The sequence below is a fragment of the Microbacterium ulmi genome (assembly GCF_011759705.1).
In the GTDB taxonomy this organism is placed as follows: Bacteria; Actinomycetota; Actinomycetes; order Actinomycetales; family Microbacteriaceae; genus Microbacterium; species Microbacterium ulmi.
This window is the reverse complement of record NZ_JAAOZF010000001.1, coordinates 1,846,635-1,868,762: the sequence shown is the minus strand read 5'-3', so window position 1 is coordinate 1,868,762 and position 22,128 is coordinate 1,846,635. Positions and strand designations below refer to the sequence as shown.

17 protein-coding genes are annotated in these 22,128 nt (G+C 71.3%); 4 read left to right on the top strand and 13 right to left on the bottom strand.

The annotated features are described in order from the left end of the window. The first annotated feature begins 237 nt into the window (after nucleotides 1-237). On the top strand, nucleotides 238-2,382 hold the full coding sequence (gene helR, locus FHS08_RS08875; protein WP_167038129.1) for an RNA polymerase recycling motor ATPase HelR: 2,145 nt from the start codon (nucleotides 238-240) through the stop codon (nucleotides 2,380-2,382). Nucleotides 2,383-2,546: 164 nt separating this feature from the next. Here helR and FHS08_RS08870 read toward each other — a convergent pair whose 3' ends face one another. Then, nucleotides 2,547-3,566 (bottom strand): LacI family DNA-binding transcriptional regulator, encoded by a 1,020-nt coding sequence (locus FHS08_RS08870; protein WP_167038127.1) that lies wholly within the window; start codon nucleotides 3,564-3,566, stop codon nucleotides 2,547-2,549. Nucleotides 3,567-3,713: 147 nt separating this feature from the next. Here FHS08_RS08870 and FHS08_RS08865 point away from each other — a divergent pair, with 147 nt between their 5' ends. Both FHS08_RS08865 and FHS08_RS08860 read left to right on the top strand, forming a co-directional pair. Further along, entirely contained in the window at nucleotides 3,714-4,424 is a 711-nt protein-coding gene (locus FHS08_RS08865) for a ThuA domain-containing protein (RefSeq protein WP_167038125.1), read from the top strand. Beyond that, nucleotides 4,406-5,527: a Gfo/Idh/MocA family protein gene (locus tag FHS08_RS08860; RefSeq protein WP_167038123.1), complete on the top strand. Its 1,122-nt coding sequence runs from the start codon at nucleotides 4,406-4,408 to the stop codon at nucleotides 5,525-5,527. The genes FHS08_RS08865 and FHS08_RS08860 overlap by 19 nt, the downstream gene beginning before the upstream one ends. Nucleotides 5,528-5,618: 91 nt before the next feature. On the opposite strand, the gene FHS08_RS08855 is transcribed toward FHS08_RS08860, so the two are convergent. The 8 genes from FHS08_RS08855 to FHS08_RS08820 all read right to left on the bottom strand — a co-directional run bounded on the left by FHS08_RS08855 (nucleotide 5,619) and on the right by FHS08_RS08820 (nucleotide 14,888). After that, a complete protein-coding gene (locus FHS08_RS08855; RefSeq protein WP_167038121.1) occupies nucleotides 5,619-6,482 on the bottom strand; it encodes a hypothetical protein in 864 nt (287 codons plus the stop codon). An 85-nt stretch (nucleotides 6,483-6,567) separates the two neighbouring features. Beyond that, nucleotides 6,568-7,857: an ROK family protein gene (locus FHS08_RS08850; RefSeq protein WP_341800370.1), complete on the bottom strand. Its 1,290-nt coding sequence runs from the start codon at nucleotides 7,855-7,857 to the stop codon at nucleotides 6,568-6,570. Next, nucleotides 7,854-9,128 (bottom strand): enolase C-terminal domain-like protein, encoded by a 1,275-nt coding sequence (locus tag FHS08_RS08845; RefSeq protein WP_167038119.1) that lies wholly within the window; start codon nucleotides 9,126-9,128, stop codon nucleotides 7,854-7,856. The genes FHS08_RS08850 and FHS08_RS08845 overlap by 4 nt, the downstream gene beginning before the upstream one ends. Continuing rightward, nucleotides 9,125-10,000, bottom strand: coding sequence for an NAD-dependent epimerase/dehydratase family protein (locus tag FHS08_RS08840; protein WP_243847266.1), 876 nt, complete (start codon nucleotides 9,998-10,000; stop codon nucleotides 9,125-9,127). The genes FHS08_RS08845 and FHS08_RS08840 overlap by 4 nt, the downstream gene beginning before the upstream one ends. An 11-nt stretch (nucleotides 10,001-10,011) precedes the next feature. After that, nucleotides 10,012-10,989, bottom strand: a complete 978-nt coding sequence (locus tag FHS08_RS08835) for a carbohydrate ABC transporter permease (protein ID WP_167038115.1) — start codon at nucleotides 10,987-10,989, stop codon at nucleotides 10,012-10,014. After that, complete coding sequence (locus tag FHS08_RS08830; protein ID WP_167038113.1) at nucleotides 10,986-11,945, bottom strand: carbohydrate ABC transporter permease; 960 nt, start codon at nucleotides 11,943-11,945, stop codon at nucleotides 10,986-10,988. Before FHS08_RS08830 ends, FHS08_RS08835 begins: the two co-directional genes overlap by 4 nt. Before the next feature lie 90 nt (nucleotides 11,946-12,035). Next, nucleotides 12,036-13,415 (bottom strand): ABC transporter substrate-binding protein, encoded by a 1,380-nt coding sequence (locus FHS08_RS08825; RefSeq protein WP_167038111.1) that lies wholly within the window; start codon nucleotides 13,413-13,415, stop codon nucleotides 12,036-12,038. A 279-nt stretch (nucleotides 13,416-13,694) separates the two neighbouring features. Beyond that, a complete protein-coding gene (locus FHS08_RS08820; protein WP_167038109.1) occupies nucleotides 13,695-14,888 on the bottom strand; it encodes a glycosyltransferase in 1,194 nt (397 codons plus the stop codon). Between the two features lie 300 nt (nucleotides 14,889-15,188). Here FHS08_RS08820 and FHS08_RS08815 point away from each other — a divergent pair, with 300 nt between their 5' ends. Beyond that, nucleotides 15,189-15,386 carry a hypothetical protein gene (locus tag FHS08_RS08815; protein WP_243847265.1) on the top strand — a complete coding sequence of 66 codons (198 nt, stop codon included), beginning with the start codon at nucleotides 15,189-15,191 and terminating at the stop codon, nucleotides 15,384-15,386. 149 nt (nucleotides 15,387-15,535) lie between these two features. Here FHS08_RS08815 and FHS08_RS08810 read toward each other — a convergent pair whose 3' ends face one another. The 4 genes from FHS08_RS08810 to FHS08_RS08795 form a co-directional block, all read right to left on the bottom strand. Continuing rightward, a complete protein-coding gene (locus tag FHS08_RS08810; RefSeq protein WP_167038105.1) occupies nucleotides 15,536-16,867 on the bottom strand; it encodes a glycosyl hydrolase in 1,332 nt (443 codons plus the stop codon). Between the two features lie 11 nt (nucleotides 16,868-16,878). Further along, nucleotides 16,879-17,856 (bottom strand): aldo/keto reductase, encoded by a 978-nt coding sequence (locus tag FHS08_RS08805; RefSeq protein WP_167038103.1) that lies wholly within the window; start codon nucleotides 17,854-17,856, stop codon nucleotides 16,879-16,881. Next, nucleotides 17,832-18,509 (bottom strand): ThuA domain-containing protein, encoded by a 678-nt coding sequence (locus FHS08_RS08800; protein ID WP_208382246.1) that lies wholly within the window; start codon nucleotides 18,507-18,509, stop codon nucleotides 17,832-17,834. The genes FHS08_RS08805 and FHS08_RS08800 overlap by 25 nt, the downstream gene beginning before the upstream one ends. Before the next feature lie 69 nt (nucleotides 18,510-18,578). Next, on the bottom strand, nucleotides 18,579-22,106 hold the full coding sequence (locus FHS08_RS08795; protein WP_167038101.1) for a carbohydrate binding domain-containing protein: 3,528 nt from the start codon (nucleotides 22,104-22,106) through the stop codon (nucleotides 18,579-18,581). Between the last annotated feature and the right edge of the window lie 22 nt (nucleotides 22,107-22,128).

Genomic DNA, 22,128 nt, shown 5'->3' with positions numbered 1-22,128 from the left:
CGCATTGCGAACTGCGCCCTCACGCCGCGGCCGGACGTGACGCCCGCGCACTGCGTCCGCGCGTCACGGAGCCGGTGCCCGCCGTGCGGACGCTGCTCGGACGTGGACGCTGCTCGGACGCGTCTTTCCACTTTCAGGATATCGCCGGGAGGGGGCCTTGCCGCAAGGCCCCCTCGGAGGCGCATACTGGTCGGCCGCGAACCCGACGGCCACGAGCCTCAGATCGGAGCTGACGACGTGACCCCCTTGAGCACTCGCGTGTTCGACCTCCCGGACCGCCTCGCCGCGAAGGCCGACCCCGCGCTGATCGCCGACGACGAGCGCCATCTCGCGGCGATCGCCGCGACCCTCGAAGACACGATCGCGGCCCTGTCGAACCGGGTCGACGCGGTGCGGATGCGGGAGGGCGGAGAAGGACAGGCGGCGATGGACCGCGACATCGAGATCCATCAGCTGACGGCACGCCTGCGCGCGCTGCGCCGCTTCGGCATGGACCTGTGCCTCGGCCGCATCGAGCCCGCCGACGGGAGCGACCCCGTGTACATCGGCCGCTTCGGCCTCACCGATCGCGACGGCCGCCGTCTGCTGGTCGACTGGCGTGCGCCCGCGGCGGAGCCGTTCTTCGCGGCGACCCTCGCGCATCCGATGGGGCTCGCGAGGCGCCGCAGGTATCGCTGGACCGGCGGCCGCGTGAGCGACTACTGGGACGAGGCCTTCACAGCGGAGGGGATGCGGTCCCCCGCCGCCCTCGACGACCAGTCGGCCTTCATCGCGAGCCTCGGGGCGAGCCGCTCGCCGCAGATGCGCGACGTGCTCGGCACGATCCAGGCCGACCAGGACGCGATCATCCGCGCAGGATCCCGCGGCGCGCTCGTGGTCGACGGCGGCCCCGGCACGGGGAAGACCGTCGTCGCGCTGCACCGTGCCGCGTACCTCCTGTACTCCGAGCCGCGGCTCGCGCGCGGCGGAGGCGGGGTGCTGTTCGTCGGGCCGAGTCCCGCGTATCTCGCGTACGTCGAGGACATCCTCCCGGGGCTCGGGGAGGAGAGCGTGCAGATCTGCACGCTGCGCGACCTGGTCGCCGAGGGCGCGTCCGCGAGGAGCGAGACGAACCCGGATGCCGGGCGGCTGAAGGCGTCGCCCGAGGTGACGTCGGCCATCGGACGAGCCGTCGCGCTCTACGAGCGGCCGCCGTCGGGCGATCTGATCGTCGAGACGCCGTGGTCCGACATCCGTCTCACGGCCGCCGACTGGGCGGAGGCGTTCGACTCGCCGGAGCCGGGCGCGGCGCACAACGACGCACGGGATCAGATCTGGCAGACGCTGCTCGACATCCTGGCCGACCAGCGCGACGGGGTCCCTGCGACCCTGTTCCGCAGGGCGCTCGCGCAGAACGAGGAGCTGACGCACGCGTTCGCCGCGGCGTGGCCGCTCCTGGACCCCGCCGCCCTCGTCGCGCAGCTGTGGACGTCGCCCGCGTTCCTGCAGCGCTGCGCCCCCGGGCTGAGCGGCGACGACGTGCGGATGCTGCAGCGCGACGACCCGCACGCGTGGACCGTCTCGGACCTGCCCCTGCTCGACGCCGCCCGTCAGCGCGTCGGCGACCCGGGGGCGGCACTGCTGCGGCGGCGCCGCGCCGTCGCCCTCGCCGCAGAGCGGGAGGAGCGGTCGCGCGTCGTCGACCACCTCATCGCGGCCGACGACTCGGAGATGCTCGTCATGTCGATCCTGCGCGGCCAGGATGCCGAGAACAGCCTTGTCGACGACGCGGCGCTGCCGGGCGCCGACCCCGACGTGCTCGCCGGCCCGTTCGCCCACGTCATCGTCGACGAAGCCCAGGAGCTGACCGATGCCGAGTGGCAGATGCTGCTGCGCCGGTGCCCGTCGCGCAGCTTCACGATCGTGGGAGACCGGGCACAGGCGCGGCACGGGTTCACGGAGTCGTGGCAGGAGCGGCTCCAGCGCATCGGGCTCCCCCGCGCCGCGATCGCGTCGCTGAGCGTCAACTACCGCACCCCCACGGAGGTCATGGCCGAGGCGGAGCCCGTCATCCGCGCGGCGCTTCCCGACGCGAACGTGCCGACGTCGATCCGCGGCAGCGGCATCCCTGTCCTGCACGGGCCGGTGTCCGACCGCGATGCGATCCTCGACGACTGGCTCGCCGAGCACGGGGAGGGCACGGCGTGCGTCATCGGCGACCCGGGCTTCGCCGAGCGGCCGCGCGTGAGGTCGCTCACGCCCGAGACCGCGAAGGGGCTCGAGTTCGACCTCGTCGTGCTCGTCGATCCCGACTCGTTCGGCGCGGGCATCGAGGGGGCGGTCGATCGGTACGTCGCGATGACGCGCGCGACGCAGCGGCTCGCCGTCCTGACCGTGCACTGACTCCGGGGCGCAGACATCGCGGGCGGCGGACACGGGCACCCGCCCGGCCCGTGTCGTCCCCGCTCGCGAGGCGCCGCGTGGCCGTCGCGGCGCCCGCCCAGGTGCGGCCGAGTCGCAGCGCCCGCCCAGGTGCGGCCGAGTCGCAGCGCCCGCCCAGGTGCGGCTCAGGCCGGCGGACCCCCCGTCGACGACCGGACGATCAGCTCCGTCGCGAGCTCCTCGCGCGGCGCCGTCGCATGGTCGGTCGCGCGCAGTCGCAACAGCATCCGCAGCGCCGCCGCCCCCATCTGCGTGACCGACTGCCGCACCGTCGTGAGCTGCGGCTGCGCCCACGAGGCCTCCGGGAGGTCGTCGAATCCGATGACGCTCAGATCGCGCGGAACATCGAGACCGGCCGCCCGCGCGGCGTCCAGCACGCCGAGCGCCATGCCGTCGGAGCACGCGAAGACCGCCGTCGGCCGATCGGCCGCCGCGAAGAGCGGCCCCGCGACCCGCGCGGCCTCCTCGCGCTGCCATTGCGCGTGCACGACGAAGTCGTCGGGGAGGTCGAAGCCGGCGGCGCGCACGGTGGAGCGGAAGCCGTCGATGCGCGCCTGGCTGTACAGGTGCTCGTGCCTGCCGCCGACGACGGCGAAGCGCGTGTGCCCCAGCTCGACGAGGTGCTGCGCGGCGGCGCGACCGCCCGCCCAGTTCGTCGCCCCGACGCTTGCGACGTGGGCGGGAGGCTGCATGACGGGATCGAGCAGCACGACCGGGATGCGTGCCGCCTCGAGGATCGCGAGCTGATCGGGGGTCGCCGGCACGAGCGCGAGCACCGCGCCCTGCGACCCGCGTGCGAGCAGCCGCGCGAGCCACTCGTCGCCGTCCGACCCTGCGAGCGTGATCACGACGTCGAGCCCCGCCTCGAACGCGGCGCGCTCGACTCCGCTCAGGGCACGGTTGGCCCACGTGCCTTCGACTCCGCTCAGCACGAGGTCGATGAGGCCCGTGAGAGGTTCGCCGGTGTGCTTGCGGATGCCGGGGGCGCGGTATCCCAGTCCTGCTGCGACGCTCATGACCCGCACGCGGGTGGAGCCCGAGACGTCGCTGCGCCCGTTGAGCACCTTCGAGACGGTGGGGACGCTCGTGTGGGCGAGCCGGGCGATCTGAGCGAGCGTCGGTCGCCGACGCGGGTCATCGGACATGACGGCATGCTATCGCGCGGACGCATCGATTTGCGCAATAACCTGTCGTAAAGACCCTTGAGCGCGCCGGACTCCGTTGAAACAATCGGACAGTGATCGAATGCTCCGTCGCAGTGTTGCGCAACATCTTCTGTCCGAGGAGCGACGATGACTGACACCACCTCCCGCACCGCACTCGTCGTGCGCGGCGGCTGGGACGGCCACTCCCCCGTCGAGGCGACCGACTCCTTCCTCGCGTTCCTGCGCGATCACGGCTTCGCCGTGCGGGTCGAAGACGCGACGGCCGTGTACGCGGATGCCGATGCCATGGCCGGGGTCGACGTGATCGTGCAGTGCAACACGATGAACACGATCGCCGACGAGGAGCTCACGGGCCTCATCGGCGCCGTCCGAGCGGGAACGGGGCTGGCAGGCTGGCACGGCGGGATCGCCGACTCGTATCGCGGTCGTGTCGAGTACCTGCAGCTCGTCGGAGGGCAGTTCGTCGACCACCCGGCCAAGGCGCGTCCCGAAGAGCTGCCGCACGACGGCACGGACTGCTTCGTCGACTACACCGTCCGCATCGACCCCGCCAAGCGCGATCATCCCATCGTCCGGGGCATCGACGACTTCACCCTCACGACCGAGCAGTACTGGGTCGTGAGCGATGCCGCCAACGACGTGCTCGCGACCACGACGATCGCCGCGCGGGACTTCGACGCGTGGGCGCGCCCCGTGGTCTCGCCCGCCGTGTGGACGCGCCAGTGGGGCCGCGGGCGCATCTTCGTCGCAACGCCTGGCCACGACCTGCGCACGCTCGCCTCGCCTCCCGTGCGCACCGTCATCGAACGAGGGATCCTATGGGCCAGCCGCTCGTGAACGACTCTGCGGACCGCCTGCGCATCGGCATCGTCGGCGTCGGCGCGATCTCCGGCGCTTACCTGCGCACCTTCCGCAGGCTCGACGCCGTGAGGCTCGTCGCGGTCGCCGACCTCGACCGCGACCGCGCACGCGCCGTCGCGGGCGACGAGGGCGTCCGCGCACTGTCCGTCGACGATCTCGTCACCGACCCGGACGTCGACCTCGTCCTCAATCTCACGATTCCCGCCGCGCACGCGGAGATCGGGATGCGGGCGCTCGCCGCGGGCAAGCACCTCTACGGCGAGAAGCCGCTCACCGCGACGATGGCGCAGGCGCGCGGACTCCTGGACGCCGCGGCGGATGCCGGGGTGCACGCCGGCTGCGCGCCCGACACGGTGCTCGGCACCGGCATCCAGACGTCCCGCAGAGCGATCGACGACGGGCTCATCGGGAGGCCCATCGCCGCGACCGCCACGATGGTGACGCCCGGGCACGAGCGCTGGCACCCGAACCCCGACTTCTACTACCAGCCCGGCGGCGGACCCGTGCTGGACATGGGCCCCTACTATGTGACGGCGCTCGTGACGCTCCTCGGGCCCGTCGAGAGCGTCATGGCGTCGGCGAGCCGCACCCGCGTGACGCGCGTCATCGGCAGCGGCCCTCGCGCGGGATCCGTCGTCCCCGTCGACGTCGACACGCATGTCACGGGCGTCCTGCGGCATGCGTCCGGCGCGCTGTCCACGCTCGTGATGAGCTTCGACGCCGTCGCGACCCGCGCCTCGAGCATCGAGGTGCACGGCGAGTCTGGCTCGCTCGCGGTGCCCGACCCGAACGGCTTCGACGGCGACGTGCGCATCCATCGTCTCGGCGGAGAGTGGGAGACCCTGCCCCCGAGTGCCGGCTATCGCGACGCCGCGCGCGGGTTCGGCGTCGCCGACCTCGCCCTGACCCCGCCGGGTGCGCTGCCCCGCGCGAGCGCCGAGCTCGCGTTCCACGTGCTCGAGGTCATGACCTCGCTCCACGCTGCGGCCGACGCGGGCACGACCCTGCCGATCCTCAGCGCACCTGCCCGTCCCGCGCCCGTGCCGCTCGGGGACGCACCGGGGGGACTGCGCGGCTGACGTCCGCGTCCGCGGGCCGTCGCCGCGCTGCGATCGGCGGGCGCCGCGACCTCGTCGCCCGGCCTGTCCCCCGGGACGTCGACGCGCGGCGCTACCGCGGCGGCTCGGCGACCTCGGCCTCGGTCCCTGCCTCGACGTCGTCCTGGGCCCCGACGTCGACGTCGACCTCGACGTCGAGTGCGAACTCGAGAGACAGCTCCCCGCTGCCCTCGACGACGAGGGGCCCCAGCTCGTCCTCCGCGCCGTCGTACGGCCGTGAGGCCGGCTCGATCCCGATAGTGTCGACGGCGCCCCACCACGGGAACCCCGGCGTGCGGTGCTCCTGCCACACGTACAGGAACGGGAGGGCCGCGGCATCCCATCGCAGACGCACGGCGGCGCCCGTGTCGGGATTGCGGATCGCGACGTCGCCGCGTCCCGGGACCGGCAGCTCCGCGAACGCGGATCCGGACGCGTCGGCATGCGGGAACGCCACGTCGACGGGTGCGCCGTCGAGCGACATCCGTGCCCGCGGCCCGATGACGGTCTCGCTCAGCGCCGGGTGCTCGGTCCAGGAGAACGCGACGGGCTCGCGAGACGTGTTGCGCACCCGCTGGAGGACGCGCACGCCGTCGTCGGTCACCCGGATGCGGCGCGAGAGCAGCAGCGGCGCCGTGCGCAGGCTCACCTCGACGCGCAGCTCGGCGGCCGACTGCTCGACGACGCGCCAGCGACGCCACGCGGCCTCGCCGTGGAAGGGATGCTCCACGCCGTCGATGCGGACGGCATCGCCCGCGTGCGGGATGAGCGTATGCCAGCCCCCCGCGTAGCGGCGGTGCCACTCGAAGCTCGAGTCGGCGGACGCGGTCGCGTGCGCGAGCTCCTCGTCGGCCCAGGGCGTGCGCAGCAGGAACTCCCGGCCGCTCGCGACGTGCACGATCGACGCGATGCGCGCACCGAGGGAGTCGACTGCCACGCTGATGCGCTCCCCCGGCGAGCGCAGGGCGCAGAGCGAGGACCGCGCGGCCGTCGCCGAGCGGGCGGGAGGGGCGACGACGGCGTCAGGCAAGGCTGGCAGGCCTCTGGATGCCGCGGACGGACGGCGCGAAGGAGGCGTGGAAGATCATCGACGCCGCTCCGATCGCAGCCGCCTCGGCTTGCAGCAGCGAGCGCTCGACGACGACAGTGCGGGCCATGCGCGCCGTCGGGAAGTCGTTGACGGCATGCTCGACCCTCGACAGCACGATGGGTGCGATCTCCGGCTCGAAGACAGGCCCGCCGATCACGACGAGCGGAAGGTCGAGCAGGTCGATCAGCGCGACGGCCCCCTGTGCGATGACGTCGGCGATCTGCTCCGCCGCGGCGACGGCTGCGGCGTCGCCCGCGCCGATCTCGGCGCAGAACTCGCGGTACGTCTGCGCCGATCCCGCATACCCGCGCTCGCGGGCGATCTCCGGGAGCGACGCCGTCGGGTTGCACTCCCTCACCAGCTGAGGCGCGCCTGTCTCGCTGACGCGGCCGATCCGGATGGCGCACAGCTGGCCGAACTCGCCGGCGTTGGCGCTCGTGCCCCGGTAGGCCTCGCCGCTGAGGATGAGCCCCGACCCGATGCCCGTGCCGAAGTACACGTAGACGAAGTCGTCCGAGCGGTTCGCGCGCCCGATCCAGCGCTCGCCCGTCGCCGCTGCGACGCCGTCCTTCTCGACGAGCACGGGCCACGCGAGGCGCTCGGCGAGCCGCGCCCGCAGGGGCACGTTGCGCCAGGCCTCCGACAGCGGAAGGTTCAGCAGGGTGCCGTCTGTCGTGATGGGGCCCGGCACGGCGACGCCGACGCCGAGGAACGTCGCGGGGTCGACGTCCGACTCGGCGACGAGCTCCTCGACACCGTCCGCGATGATCGCGACGAGGTCGTCGGGAGACGTCCCCGGCCCGAGGCGCACGCTCCGGCGGGCGACGACCCGGCCGTCGAGGTCGGCGAGCACGGACGAGACGATCTCGGGGTCGACCACGACGCCGACGGCGTGCCCGGCCTCGGGTCTCAGGCGCACGGGCGTCCGGGGCTTCCCGAGCCGCTCGGTCCGCTCCGACGCCCCCTCCGCCAGGAGCCCGCGTTCCAGCAGCAGCCGGAGGATGCGCGAGACCGACTGCTGCGTGAGCCCCGTACGCTCCGCGATCTCCGTGCGGCTGATCGTGCCCGCACGGCGGATCGTCTCGATGATCGTCGCCTCGTTGAAGGAGCCGAGGTCGTACTGGTTCGCGCCCACCTGGGAGGGGCTCGACAGCGGCGTCCGCACGCGCGCCGACCGCGCCCGCACCGACCCGACGGGAGCGGGTTCCAGCGAGTATGTCACGGCGCCTCCAACGCTCCATCGGGGCGACGCACGCCCGCAGCCCACTCGTCGTGCCCGGACAGGTCGGCCGGGTGCCGAGCGGCCGCCGCCTCGTCGAGGTCGATCCCCCAGCCGGGGGCGTCGTTGGGCGTCAGCCAGCCGTCGATGATGCGGAGCGTACCGGGAAACACCTCGTGCGTGGCCTCGGAGTAGACGTGCCCCTCCTGGATGCCGAAGGCCGCGGACGTCACGTCGAGCGCGACGTTCGCCGCCGCGCCGATGGGGGACGTGTCGCCGGGACCGTGCCACGCCGTCTTCACGCCCGTCAGCTCGGCGAGATCCGCGATCTTGCGGGCGGGGGTCAGCCCGCCGATGTCCGAGACGTGGCAGCGGATGAAGTCGACGCCTCCGTCGCGCACGAGGCGGACGGCGTCGGTCAGCGACGTCGTGAGCTCGCCGACCGCGATCGGGACAGGGCTCGCGGCGCGCACCTCCGGCAGTCGGTCCCAGTGCTCGGGAGGGAGAACGTCCTCCAGGAAGAACAGCCGGTACGGCTCGAGCGCGCGCGCGAGCCACACGGCATCCTTCGGCGTGAGACGCGAGTGCACATCGTGCAGGAGCTCGATGTGATAGGGGAGCGCGGAGCGCGCCGCCTCGAACAGGGCGGGCGTGCGCCGGAGGTAGTCGCGCGCGCTCCAGCCGTTGCCGTACGGCGCGTCGGGATACTCCGTGGGCACAGCGGGCGCGCCGTAGCCTCCGCCGCCCGGCGTGGAGATCTGCAGCCGGATGTGCCGCAGCCCCTGCGCGACGAGCTCGTGCGCGTGATCGATGGCTTCGCTCGGCGTGCGCCCGGAAGCGTGCAGGTAGGTGTCGGCCGCCGCGCGCACCTTGCCGCCGAGCAGCTCGTACACGGGCAGGCCCGCGCGCTTGCCCGCGATGTCCCACAGCGCCTGGTCGATGCCGGAGATCGCGTTGTTCGTGACGGGTCCTCCGCGCCAGTAGCCGCTGAACGCGGCGAGCCGCACGAGGTCGTTGATGTCGCCCGGATAGCGCCCGATCAACAGGCGCGCCAGGTGCTCCTCGACGAATGTCTTGACGGCCTTCCACCGCTGCGTGAAGGTCGCGCAGCCGAGTCCGTACAGACCCGGGACGTTCGTGTCGATGCGCACGACCACGAGCGCCGTCCCATCGGGGGCGGTCGCGATCGCCCGCACCGAGGTGATGCGGACGTCCTCGCGGGATGCCCACGGCGCGGCGAAGGCGGGGTGCGGCTGAGCGGTGTCGTCGGTCATCCTGCGAGTCCTCCAGGCAGGTCGAGAGTGGGCAGCTCGAGCTCGTGGTGCGCCTCGAAGCCGAGGAGCACCTGGCTCGGAACCAGGTCCATGGGCACTTCGCGTCCGGGGAAGCGCCGCAGCCGGGGCGCGTCGGGCGCGAAGACGTCGAGCAGGTCCTCCGTACGATACGGCGCGCTCGTGGTGCGCGCGGCGAGGAAGAGCGCGTGCGCGCCCGTCGTCGATGCGATCAGGCCGAGCGCAATCGCGCGCGCGGCATCCCGCGTGTCGAGGTAGGACCATGCTTCGCGCAGGCCCGAGCGGGGGTCGTCCGCATGGGTCTGCGCCACCTGCGCGAGCGCCGCCGCGCTGTTGACGTGCGGGAAGCGCAGCGTCACGACGTCCATGCCCCAGTGCCGCCACACCATGCGGGAGGCGCTCTCGTCGTTGTGCTTGGAGAGCGAGTACCAGTCGCTGATGTCGCGCGGGATGTGCTCGTCGATCGGGAAGTACGCGGGGATCAGGTCGTGGTCGTTCTGCGGCAGTCCGTACGCGTTGATGCTCCCCGCGACGACGGCGCGCCGGATGCCGCGGCCCGCCGCCTGCGCGAGGACGTTGAACGTCGAGACGACGTTGGTCGTGTACACCTCGTAGGGCGTGCCGGCGGTGCGGTGCGGCCGCGCGGCGAGGTGGACGACGAGGTCGGCGCCCTCGAGGGCGGCCGCGACATCCGCCTCGCTGCGGGTGTCGCCGACGACGACGCGATCGGCGGGGAAGCCGGCGGGTGGCGCGACGTCGCTGAGCGCCGTCACGCGGGCGCCGTGCTCCGCGAGGAGCGCGCAGGCGACCGTCCCGATGCGTCCCGCCGCGCCCGTCACGAGCACGCGCTGCATGCGCAGGCCTCTCATCCCTTGACGCCCCCGGCCGTTCCCACCCCGCGGAGGAACTGCTTCTGGAAGACCAGGAACAGCACGATGGGGATGATGATCGACAGGAACACGGCGGCCATCTGCACCGCGAACGGCGTCGAGCCCTTGGCCAGATGCGGCAGCGCGACCGACACGGGCTGCAGCGCCGAGTCCGGCAGCACGAGCATCGGCCAGAGGAAGTCCTTCCACGACGCGACGATCGTCAGCAGCGCCACGACCCCGAGGATGGGCCGCGACAGCGGCAGGATGATCGTCGCGAAGACCCGCACGGGGCCTGCTCCGTCGATGCGCGCGGCCTCGACGAGCTCGCGAGGGATCGAGTCGAAGAACTGCTTGAGGATCAGGACGTTGAAGGCGCTCGCGCCTGCGGGGAGCCACACCGCCCAATACGTGTTGATGAGACTCACGTTCAGCACGGGCAGATTCAGGATCGTCAGGTACAGCGGGACGAGCGAGATCACGCCGGGGAGGAACAGCGTCGCGAGGATCGCGGCCGAGAGCACCTTGCCCCAGCGCGGCCGCAGCGCGCTGAGCAGGTAGGCGCCCGTGGTGCAGACGAAGAGCGTGACGACGGTCGAGCCGACCGCGAGCGCGACCGTGTTGCCGAGGGCCGGTCCGATCTGGCCCGCGTTCCAGGCGGCGATGAGGTTGCCCCACTCGTTGGGGGTGAACCAGATGCCCATCGGGTCGGTGATGATCGCGTAGCTGTCCGAGATCGCTGCCTTCGCCGACCATGCGAGCGGGCCGAGCCCCGCGAAGACGAGCCCGACGAGGGTGAGGGCCTGGATGATCCACAGCCACACGCGCACGGTCCTGCGCTTGCGGTCTCCGACCGAGATGACGCCCCGCTCCTTCGCCGGCTGCACGCGGCGCGGCCGCTTCGCGGTGTGCGTCGTGATCGTCCGGGTCGTCGGTGCGGCGATCGCGGCCTCGGCGTGTTCGAACACGGTCATGACGAGGTGCTCCACTTCTTCGTGGCGTAGTAGTACACGAGCGAGAGGACCGCGAGGAACGCCGCGAGGATGACGCTCAGCGCCGTCGCCGCGCCGTAGTCGCCGTAGACGAAGGCGTAGTTGTAGATCTTGAGCAGGATCGTCTGCGTCGCGTTGTTGGGACCGCCTCCCGTGAACAGGAACGGCTCCGTGAACAGCTGGAACGTGCCGATCAACTGCAGGAGCATCATGACGAGGATGACCCCGCGCAGCTGGGGGATCGTGATGTGCCAGATGCGCGACCAGATGCCGGCGCCGTCGATCTCCGCCGCCTCGTAGAGCTCTGTGCGCACCGTGTTGAGGGCCGCGATATAGATGATCGCCGTCGCGCCCGCCCCCGCCCAGGTCGCGTAGAGCACGATCGAGGGCATCGCCATCGCCTCGGAGTTGAGCCAGGGGAACGGGCCGAGCCCCACCCAGCCGAGGATCGTGTTGAAGATCCCGTCGGGCCCCGGCTCGAAGAAGAACTTCCAGAGCAGGATCGCCGCCACGGGCGGCACGACGGCGGGGAGGTAGGCCAGGGCGTTGTAGAGGCCGTCGTAGCGACGCAGCTCGTTGATCATGACGGCGAGGAAGATCGGCACGGGGAAGCCGAAGATCAGCGCGAGCAGCGCGAAGTACGCCGTGTTGAGCGCTGCCTGCGGCAGGCCCGGATCGCTCAGGACGTACTCGAAGTTGATCCAGCCGACCCACTCGGAGGGCGCGACCATGTTGGTCTTCTGGAAGCTGAGGACGATGCCCTGGACGATGGGCCCCCACGAGAAGTAGAGGAAGGCCAGCACGATCGGCACCGCGAACAGCACCGCGGTCAGGCCGCCGGAGCGGAGCCACTTTCTAGCTCGCCGGGCGAAGGGCCGCCGCGCCCGCGGTGCGGGCGGTGCGGGCGGAAGGGAGATCTCTGGAATGGCGGTCACCATGACGGCCCCCGTTTCGTGCGACGTGAGAACTGTGGACGAAGGATCGCGCGGAGAGGGTGGCGGATGCGGCATCCGCCACCCCCGTGCGCTCTACCGCGACGCCTGCGCGGTGAGCATGTCGACGGTGGCCGACGCATCCTTCACCGCGGCGGCGACATCCGCGTTCTCGTCCGTCAGGATCTTCTGCACGACCGGGTCGAGCGCCGCATAGATCTGCTGCGTCGCGTTGACCGGCTCGGGGATGAGGTCGAGCGTCGAGTCGACGTAGCCGCTGAACTGGTCGCGGGGGACGTTGATCGAGTCGGCGATCCAGCCCAGGTAGCGCTGGTCGATCTCGGGGGCGACGGGCGGGAGTCCCGGCATCCCGACGGGGCTCTTGGACGCCGCGGTGGCCTTCGCGTTCGCGACGGCGAGCTCCTGGTTGTAGTACTGGTCGAAGTCGTAGTACTTGATCCACTTGAGCGCCGCGAACAGCTGGTTGGGCGTCGCCTTCGTGTTGAACAGCTTCAGCGTGCCGCCCGTGAGGGTGCCGTTGACGCCGTTGGCCTGCGGGAGCTCGCCCTCTCCGTAGTCGGCCGGGTCCATGCCGTAGTTGAAGATCGCGTGGTGGTACGCGTCGGGCGCCTGCATGATCATGCCGATCTTGCCGGCGGCGAACTCCTTGCGAGCCTGGTCCTGGTCGTAGAGGAACTGGCTGCCCATGGAGTCGTCCTCCCAGCGCATGTCGTGCAGGAGCTGGAGCGCCTCCTGGGTCGCCTCACCGACCTCGGACTTGGTGCCGTCGGCGGACTGGATGCGGCCGCCCATGCTGTACGTCATGGTCGTCAGCATCCACCCGCCGGTGTTGTTGGTCGTCAGCTGCGCGTAGCCGGCGACGCCGGGAACCTTCTCGGAGATCGTCTTCGCGTACTCGCGCACCTGGTCCCACGTCGTGGGCGGCGCGTCAGGGTCGAGCCCGGCCTGCTCGAAGATCGCACGGTTGTACGCGAGGCCGACCGAGAACAGCCCCGTCGGGACGGCGTAGGTCAGTCCGGCGGCGTCCTGGACGTTGGCGAGCGCGAGCGGGTTGAGGTCGTCGAGCATGTCGAGCTCTTCGAGGTACGGCGTCATGTCGGGCACCTGCTTGCGCGCGATGAGCTCATGGCCGTATGTGAGCGAGACGCCCATGACGGTCGGGAGCGTGCCGCCCGTCAGCTTCGCCTGGAAGGTCTGCGCATCCCAGGTCTCGGTCGACCCTTCGACCGTGATGTGAGGGTTCGCCGCCTCGAACTCCTCGATGCGCTCCTTGAAGCGCGCGAGCTCTTCGGGCTTGTCGGCCTTGGGCATGTCGCCGACGGTGATCGTGACGTCGGCCTCCGGATCGAACTCGGCCGACGCCTGAGGCGCCGTGCCGCTCGAGCAGGCGCTCAGCGCTGTCATCGCGAGGATCGAACCCGTCGCGAGCGCGACTCGCAGTCGTTGCTTCGTCATTGAAACTCCTTGGACTGTCCTGATGGGGGGTGCTGCAGTGAGTCAGCAGCCTCCACGACTGTCCCGGGGCAACGCTGCGACCTGCCCATGAATATAAAACCAAGAGTGGTATTAATTCCACTCCTCCCCCGAGAAAGACTTGCGAAATGTCCGAGGTCTCTCCGCCGGCGAGCGAGATCGGGGAGCGATCGGGCTCGTCGAAGAGTACCCCGGCGTGACATGCGCCCCGGGCGCATCGAGCACTGCCGACATCGACACGCCTCGCCGGCGCCCGCGGGCTCACGCGGCGGCGCGCTCGACCTGCAGGAGGGCGTCGAGGGCGTCCCGGTACTCGTCGATCATGCGATCGCGACCGAGCCGAGGGCGGGCCGCGAACGCGGCATCCCTGTAGGCGGCGCGGTGCGCGAGGACGTGCTCCCAGGTCGCCGCGATCTCGTCGGGATCGTGCGAGGTGACCGCGCCGATGCCCTCGACCTGGCGTGCCGAGTCTCCGACGTTCGTCGTGACGGGCGTCGCCCCGCAGGCGGCGCCCTCGAGCAGGCACAGCGGCGAGGCCTCGCCGAAGGCGCTCGTCAGCGCCACGATGTCGGCGACCCGATAGATCGAGGGCATGTCGTGACGGATGCCGAGGGCGCGCAGCTGTGTCCCGGGCGGGACGTCCGACTCCTGGACGAGCGCGCGGAACCGCTCGTTCTCCCAGGTCATGCCCGCTCCGCACAGCACATACCGGGTCTCGGGGCGCCGCCTCGAATGGCATGCCACGGCCCGCAGGAACAGCCCGGGGTTCTTCATCGCGTCGAACCGGGCTGCGAAGACCACGACGGGTGCGGAGTCGGGGATCCCGAGCTCGCGCTTGGTCGTCGCGATCTCGTCGACGGTGCCCGGCCGGAACGACTCGGTGTCGATGCCGTTCGCGACGACCCAGCGCTGCACCGACAGCCCGGCGGCCCGTGTGTAGGCGTCGCTCGTGGTCTGGGCGCACGAGATCGTCGCAGTGAGCAGTCCCGTCTCGGATGCCGCGGCGAGCCATCCGAGCGCCGGTCCGGAGTGAGTCGGATCGGAGCGGTGCAGGCAGGCCGCGACGGGCACGTCGGGCATCATCCCCCGCTCCCGCAGAGCCAGGAGGATACCCAGGGGCTGCTCCTTCAGCGAGAGGATGGCATCCGCGCGCTCGACCGCGTCGCGCGCGATCGACAGCTCGTCGTCGGTGAAGCCCCACGGCTCCGGCGGCTCGCCGCCGGCCGTTCGTCCGAGCGTCCTGACCTCCACTCCCGCGCGAGCGAGCCGGAGGTATCGCGGATCGTCCTGCATCGGCTGGACCGTCGACTCCCTGCGCGCCTCCGACGCGATGGACAGGACGCTGTGCCGTTGCCCGCCGGCATGGAGCCCCGCGACGACGTCGGTGTGCAGGATGCGCGCTCCTCCCGCGAAGAAGCCTTCATAGAGGGAGAGCACTCGGAGCGGACGGGCCATGCAGACCTCCGGGGGTTTCGCCAACAACTGCCGACGCGATGGCGAAGATCACTCCCCCACCACGTGCGGCAACGCTGCCGATGGCACCAATGCTCGGGTCTGCGACGCCGGATCACGTGAACGCGAGGTGTGGATTGCGAGAACGAACGGATACGGATGCGGAACGCGTCGCGAGCCCGAACGGCTCGGCGTCGCCGATCGCGCGCCGGCCGGCCGACCTTGACACGCGGGCGTGCGGGGTATCGGATGGCGACGACGGATCGCCTCGGCGTCCCGGATCGCGAACGGAGGAACCCTCTCATGACCGACTCGACGCCCGCTCCGGTCGATGATCTCGCCGGAACCGCCGACGAGCGGATCAGACAGCTCGCGCTGCTCGACGCGTCGAACGCCCTGACCGCCGAGTGGCTTCGCCGGCAGCTGGATTCGGCGCTGGCGGCTTGGGCAGACGACGAGACCGTGCTCGACATCGAGGCGGACTCGCACGTCGACTTCTGAGCGGCTCGCGGGCCGTCCCGGCTCGGCTCAGGGCTCTGTCGAGCGCTCTGGTCCCTGCGCAGGACTCCGCCGACTCCGGCCGTGCGCGCCATGTGAGCTCACCCGTGTGAGCGCACTCCGCGTGAGTCCGTCACCCACGGCGCGCGGGATCATCGGCGCGTCGACGCGCCCCTGAAGCGCGGGAGCCCCGCGATGCCGATCGCGTCGTCGTAGAACTCGGCCATCGCCTCAGGAGTGTTGTACCTCCACGTCCGAACGCCCCACGGCATCGCGAGCGTCCACCGAGGCTGCGCACGGCGCTCGGCCGCCGTCGGGAAGACGAAGGTCTCGCCGATGATGAGGGGCTTGCCGTCACGCTCGGCGATGGCCAGGGCCTGCTCGTACCGGCGGGCGGAGAATCCCTCGTCGTCGTAGAAGTCCACCGAGAGCACGTCATAGTGATCGGGTCCGGGGCTGAACGCACTCCAGTCGTTCGCGTCGTACTCGTCGAGCCCGCCCTCCAGGCCCCGGTAGCGCGCGAACTTCTCGTCGCCGCCGAAGCGCCCGTAGTCGTCGGGCAGGTCCTGGACGTTCCAGACCCAGACGATCCCGTCGAGGCGCCAGCGCGTCTCCAGACGCGCGCGGAAGCGACGATAGAGCTCCGCCGTCCCGCTCGGCCCAGGACGACCGCCCCACCAGAACACGTGCTGGTTCATCTCGTGGAACGGTCGCAGCAGGACGCGCACACCCGCGTCCTGCAGCTGCACGAGGTATCGCGCGTACTCGTCGACGCGGTCGTTCCAGTTCGCGGCCAGCGCGGACTCCTCGTCCATCAGCTCGGCCCACCGGGCCTCGTCGAGGTAGCTGTAGACGCGGTTCGGCGAGGCGAGCGCCTCGGCGGCGGCATCCGTCCCCCACCCGCCGTCGCGCTCCTGCGCGACCGTGTACTGCGGAGGCGACACGTGGAACATGATCTGCACGAGATTGCCCGTGCGCCACTGGCGGATGACCTCGTCGATCATGTTCTGCCGATGCGCGACCGTCTCCCCCGTGAGGAAGTCGGCGCTGTAGAGCGCGGGATACACACCGAGCTCCCACGCGACCCGCCGGTGCAGGACGTCGCACTGCGCAGCATCCGTGTACGGCATGTCGTGGTGCATGCCGCCGACGATCCCCGGCTCGCGGCGCAGGAAGTCGACGACGTCGACGCGGGCCGGGAGGTCGTCGACGACGATCTCGAGGCGCAGGTCGAGCTCCTCGACGCCGCTGCCCCGATCGAACCAGTGGACGCGATCCAGCCGCAGCTCCACCGCGCCCTCAGAGAGGAACTCCCCCTTCGGGTCGAGTCCCTTCGACGACCGCACGACGGACTCGTCCGAGCTCGTGAAGGATGCCGCGACGATCCGAGCCCGTGTCGGCACGTGAGCCTGCAGCAGCGAGATCAGGTTGCCGTGACCGTCGGATCGGATCGCGGAAGCATCCGCGAGGTCGAGGTGTGACACGATCCCGCCTCTCATCGGCGCCACGGGATCAGGGAGTCCTGAAAGGTGCTCGCGTCGAGTGTCACGGCCTCCACGGCATCCCACACGTCGTCGGGGATGGCATCTGCGACCCGGGCCGTCGCCGTGTCGAGCTCCTCGACGCTCGCCAGCCCGAGGATCGTCGAGTCGATGCGTGGATCGCGCATCGAGAACTGAAGCGCAAGCGCCGCGAGCGCGATGCCCGCGTCGTTCGCAATCCGCGCGAACTGCTCGACCGCGCCGAGCAGCGCCGGGTGCGCCTCGCCGTAGGCGTAGCGGGTCGTGCGAGGCGGATGCTCGACGAGGAGACCTCCGCCGAGCGGGGCCGCGTTGAAGACCCCGACGCCCCGCTCGTGCGCGTACGAGAGCAGCTCGTCGGCCGAGCGATCCACCAGCGTCCAGCGGTTGTGCGTCATGACCGCCACGAACTCGCCGAGCTCGAGGAACTCCCGCAGCATCCGCGTCGGGCCTCCCGAGACGCCGAGGCGCTCGATCAGCCCCCTCTCCCTCGCCTCGACGAGCGCCGCGAGCGGACCGTGCGGCGCCGTCGCGTCGGCCCACGAGATGTTCTCGGGATCGTGCAGGAACAACAGGGGGAACCGGTCGAGCCCGAGCCGCGCGAGACTCTCCTCGAGCGAGCGGCGCATGCGCTCGGCCGTGAACTCGCCCGTGCGCATGTCGCGATCGGCCTTCGCGCTGATGACGAAGCCCTCGGGCACGCCGCCCGCCTCATCGAGCGCGAGGCCGACGCGCCGCTCGCTCTGGCCGGCGCCGTAGTTGTTCGACGTATCGATGACGTTGACGACGGGATGCCGCAGCACGGCGTCGGCGAGACGCAGCTGCTCCACGAGAGGGACGGGGGACTCGGCTCGCCAGCCTGCCGTCCCGACTCCGAGCGACGAGACCGTCAGCCCCGTGGATCCGAGGGGCCTCCGGGCCAGGAGCGTCACGACGGATCCCGCAGCGCCCACGCCGCCGCCTGGACGACGAGTCGCTGCACGGCCGGCGAGACGTACGCGCGCTCGTCGTGGCCGAGGGCCGAGTAGACCGTTCGCGCTCGGCTCTCGTGCCCCTTGGCCCATACGACGGGCTGCTCGATGCCGTCGTGCGTGTGCACCGCGAGGACGTCGACGTCGGCGCGACGGTCGAGATGGCTGTACCGCTCGTCGAACGTCGCGATCTCGGTGAGACCGGCCGTCACGGGATGCGGCACGTCCGTCACGGCGATGACGGTCTCGCCGATCTCGGGGTGCATCGAACGTCCCGTGATCCAGGCGCCGCCGAGCAGCTCGGACCATTCGGGGATGTGCCGGAGGCTCGCGGATGCCGCGTGGAGGCCGAGGATGCCTCCCCCGCGCCCCGCGAACCGGACGAGTCCTGCGCGCGCCGCGGGGATCGCGTCTGAAGGCGCAGGGTCGTGCCGGACCGGGTCGCCCGCGTTGACGATGAGCAGATCGACGTCGTCGAGGTCGGCGAGCCGCTCTTCGACGTCTTCCGAGACCTCGACCGCCAGCCCTCGGTCGGCCAGCAGCCCTGCGACGATGGCGCTCGTGGCGGCGAAGGGATGCCACGGATCCGCGTACCGGCCGGAGCCGGACAGGATGAGCACGGTGGATGCAGTCATGGTGTTCCGTTCGATGGACGGGGCCGGGCGTCGCCTGCTCCGGGGGGTGCGCAGACGACGCCCGACACGCTAGAAGAGGATGATCAGAAGGCGGCTCGGGCTCGTCGCGGCGGCGATCGAGGCGGCGCCCGCGAACTCGGCTCGCACGCCGTAGATCCCGGTCCGCAGCTTCGGCAGGATGACGGTGCCCTTGCCTTTCGCGTCGAGGACGACCGTCGCGGTCTGGCCCGCGACGGTGACCGTGACCGAGCGCCCGCGGACATCGGCCGCCGTCTTGAGCTCGACGGTCGCCTTCACCTTCGTGATCGACAGGCCGAGCGGCGTCGACAGGTCGAGTCGCAGCTCCGTGCGGTAGGGCACCGTGACGGCGGGGGCCGTGACCGACGTCGTGCCGCCCGCGTTGACGGCCGTCACGACGACCGTGAGCGCTGCGCCCTCGTCGGCGGCCTTGACGACGTACTCGGCCTTCGTCGCGCCGGCGATGTCGGCACCGCCGCGCTTCCACTGGAACGTCAGCTTCGGCTCGCCCTGCCACGTTCCCGGGTTCGCCCGCAGCGTGCCGCCGACGCGGATGTCGCCTGTCACAGAGGGTGCTGCGACGTTGACCGGCGCGGTGGGCGCCGGCGGCGTCGTGACGGGGAGCGTCGTGCGGATGTCGTCGATCGTCAGCGTGCCCGTGCCCGTGCCGTTGCGGTAGAACGCGTGCTGCGACACACGGGTCAGGTCGAGCTCCGCCGATCCCGCCCACGAGGGGGGCGCGAAGCGGTCGAAGTCGATCTCGTAGTGGTGCCAGCCGTCGACGGCGTCGACATCCGCCTCCCAGTACGAGCCCGCCGCGACGAACTGCACCGCGATCTTCTCGCCGCTCGCCGCCTTCGCATCGAACTGGATGCCGCGGTATCCCCACCAGTTGCGTGGCTCAGCGAAGGTGCGGATGATGCCGGCGTAGCCGGGCCCAGTCAGGTCGTAGGCGAACTCGGCCGCCTTCGACCCCGTCGTCGGGTTGGACGTCAGCGATGCCTGCACCGTGCCTCCGCCCGTATTGCGCGGGTAGGCGGCTGCGAGCGCGGCCGCGTCGGCGTAGCCCTCGAAGTCGTCGATCGTCTGCACCTGCGTCGGCAGCGGAGTCGTGCGGAAGGATGCCGACGCCGGCGTCGCGACCGTCTGACCGGCGCCGTTGACGGCCGTCACGCGCCAGTGGTAGGTCGTTCCCGGCGTGAGGCGCGCGCTGATCGTGTAGCCCGTCCCGGTGACCGCAGCGGACTCCTCGACGACCTTCGTGAAGGAGGCGTCGGTTGCGACGACGACGCGATAGTACGCGGCATCCGGAGCGCTCGTCCACGTGAGCCGCGGCGAGCCGTTGACCTCCGTCGCACCGTCGGCCGGCGAGAGCAGGCCGAAGGATCCCGGCGCGGCGACTGCGCCCTCGGCGGACGAGTACAACGTCGCTCCGCCGATCTGCGGAGTCCACGGCTCGCCCTTCGCGCCGTCCCACGACACCTGGATGTGGTTGAGGCCCGACAGGCCCCGCAGCGAGTAGTCGAAGCGCTTCCAGTTGCCCGCTCCGCCCGTGATGACGGGAGCCAGGTCTGTCCACGTCGTGCCGTCGGCCGAGCCGCGGATGACGAGCGGGATGACGGGCCGGTCGGGCCAGTACCATGCGACGAGGTCGACCCCCGTGACGTCGTCCACCGACCAGGTGACGCTCGCGGGGTCGGCGCTGTCGCGCTTGAGCCGGCCCGCGTCTCCCGCGAAGAGACCCACGTTGCCCGTGTCGATGCTGAGCGCGCCCGTGTGCGACGACGTGAGCGAGAGGTTGTCGAGCGGGTCGACGAGCGCCGCCTTCGGCGGGACGGAGGTCAGCGTCGCACGGACGAGCTCGATGCCGGCATCCCGTTTCCACGAGACGCGGACGAGGCCGCCGGACAGTCTGTCGGCTCGGATCTCGCCGCCCGACACGGTCGTCGCGGCGTCGGTCCACGAGGAGCCGTCCTCGCTCGACGCGATCGTGACGTCGGCTGCCGATCCGGCGCCGAGCAGGAATCGTGCGCTGCGCGCGCCCGGAGCGGTCCACGTGATCGACGCAGCGTCGCCGGTCGCGACCGCGCGTCCTCCCGCGGGGCTCGCCGCGATGCCGACGTCGTGCGCCGCCGTCGCGATCGAGAGGCTCTCGAGCGGGTCGACGACGACGCCTGCCGCGGCGGCCACCGGGACCTCGGCCGACGTCGCATCGGCCTTGCCGGGTGCGACGGCGACGACGCGGTAGACGACGTCACCCGCCGATCCGGGGTCGAGCACGGGCGACGCCTCTGCCGGCACCTCCGCGACGACGGTCCAGCCGCCCGATCCGCTCGAACGCTCGATGCGGTACGCCGTCGCCCCCGCGCTGCCGCGCCACGCGACCGACTTGATGCCGCTGCGGTTCGAGACCTCCGTGATGAGCGGGGCGTCCAGCGCGATCGCGCCGGCGTGCGCGCCGAGCTTCTCGGAGTACGCCTTCACCGCGGCCGTCTGGGCGCGCATCTTGTCGGTCGTCCCGGGGTAGTGCGTCGTGAAGCCGTCGTCGTGCGCGACGAATCCGCCGCGGTCGTTGTGCGGGAAGAGGGACCACAGCATGAGTCCCGTCACGTCGGAGTTCGCCGCGAGCGGATCGAACAGGGCCGAGGATGCCGAGTTCGACCCGTACTCGCCCGCGATGTAGACCTTGCCGGCGTCGACGACGGTCTTCGCGTCCGCCGCGACCTTCTCGGCCGTCGGCGGGTAGTAGTGCATGTCGACGATGTCGAGGCCGGGCACCGCGAGCGTGTCGGCGTCGATGTCGAAGCGCCGGCCCGCCGCGACGAGCTGGTGCGGTGCGCGCGCCTTGATGAAGTCGACCTGGTCGGCGATCCACCCGGTCGTCATGTTCTCGAGCTCATTGCCGAGCTCCCACGCGAGCACCGTCGGGTCGTCGACGTACGGGATGCCCGTCAGGGCGTTCGTGCGGGCGAGGATGTGCCCGACGTAGTCCTGATACGCCGCGATCGCGGTGGGGTCCGAGTAGAAGTCCGTCGGCTGCAGGCCGAGCGGGGCCGTGAAGTCGCGGTGACCGCCGTGGTAGTACGACCATTCGTCGGTGAGCGGCAGGACGAGGCGGATGCCGATCGAGCCCGCGTACGCGATCGCGAAGTCGACGGTCGCGAACGCGGCGTCGTTGTACTCGCCGAGCGTCGGCATGATCGCGAGCGGATTCGCGCCGTTCTGGCTCGTCGAGGTCATCATGTGGGAGCGCACGACCGTGAGGCCGAGCTCCCTCGCCGCGTCGAGCGCGTCCTTGATGCGGAAGAACGTCGGATATGCGACCCCTCCGACGTTCTCGTCGAGCCCGAGCCAATAGAGGTTCGCGCCGTTGAACCGGAACGGCGCGCCGCCGAGGGTCAGGCGGGCCGCGTCTCGCGCGACGAAGTCTGTGTTCATAGAGCTCCAGGGTGCCGTGGGCGCCTGCGAAGACGCGGGTGGGGGGACGGCCGCCGTCGCCGGAGCTGCCGTCAGCAGCGCCGTGACGACGCCCGCCGCCGCGAGGGCGGCGAGCATGCGGATGTGCCTCGAGTTTCTCAACGTGTCTCCTTCGACAGGGGTT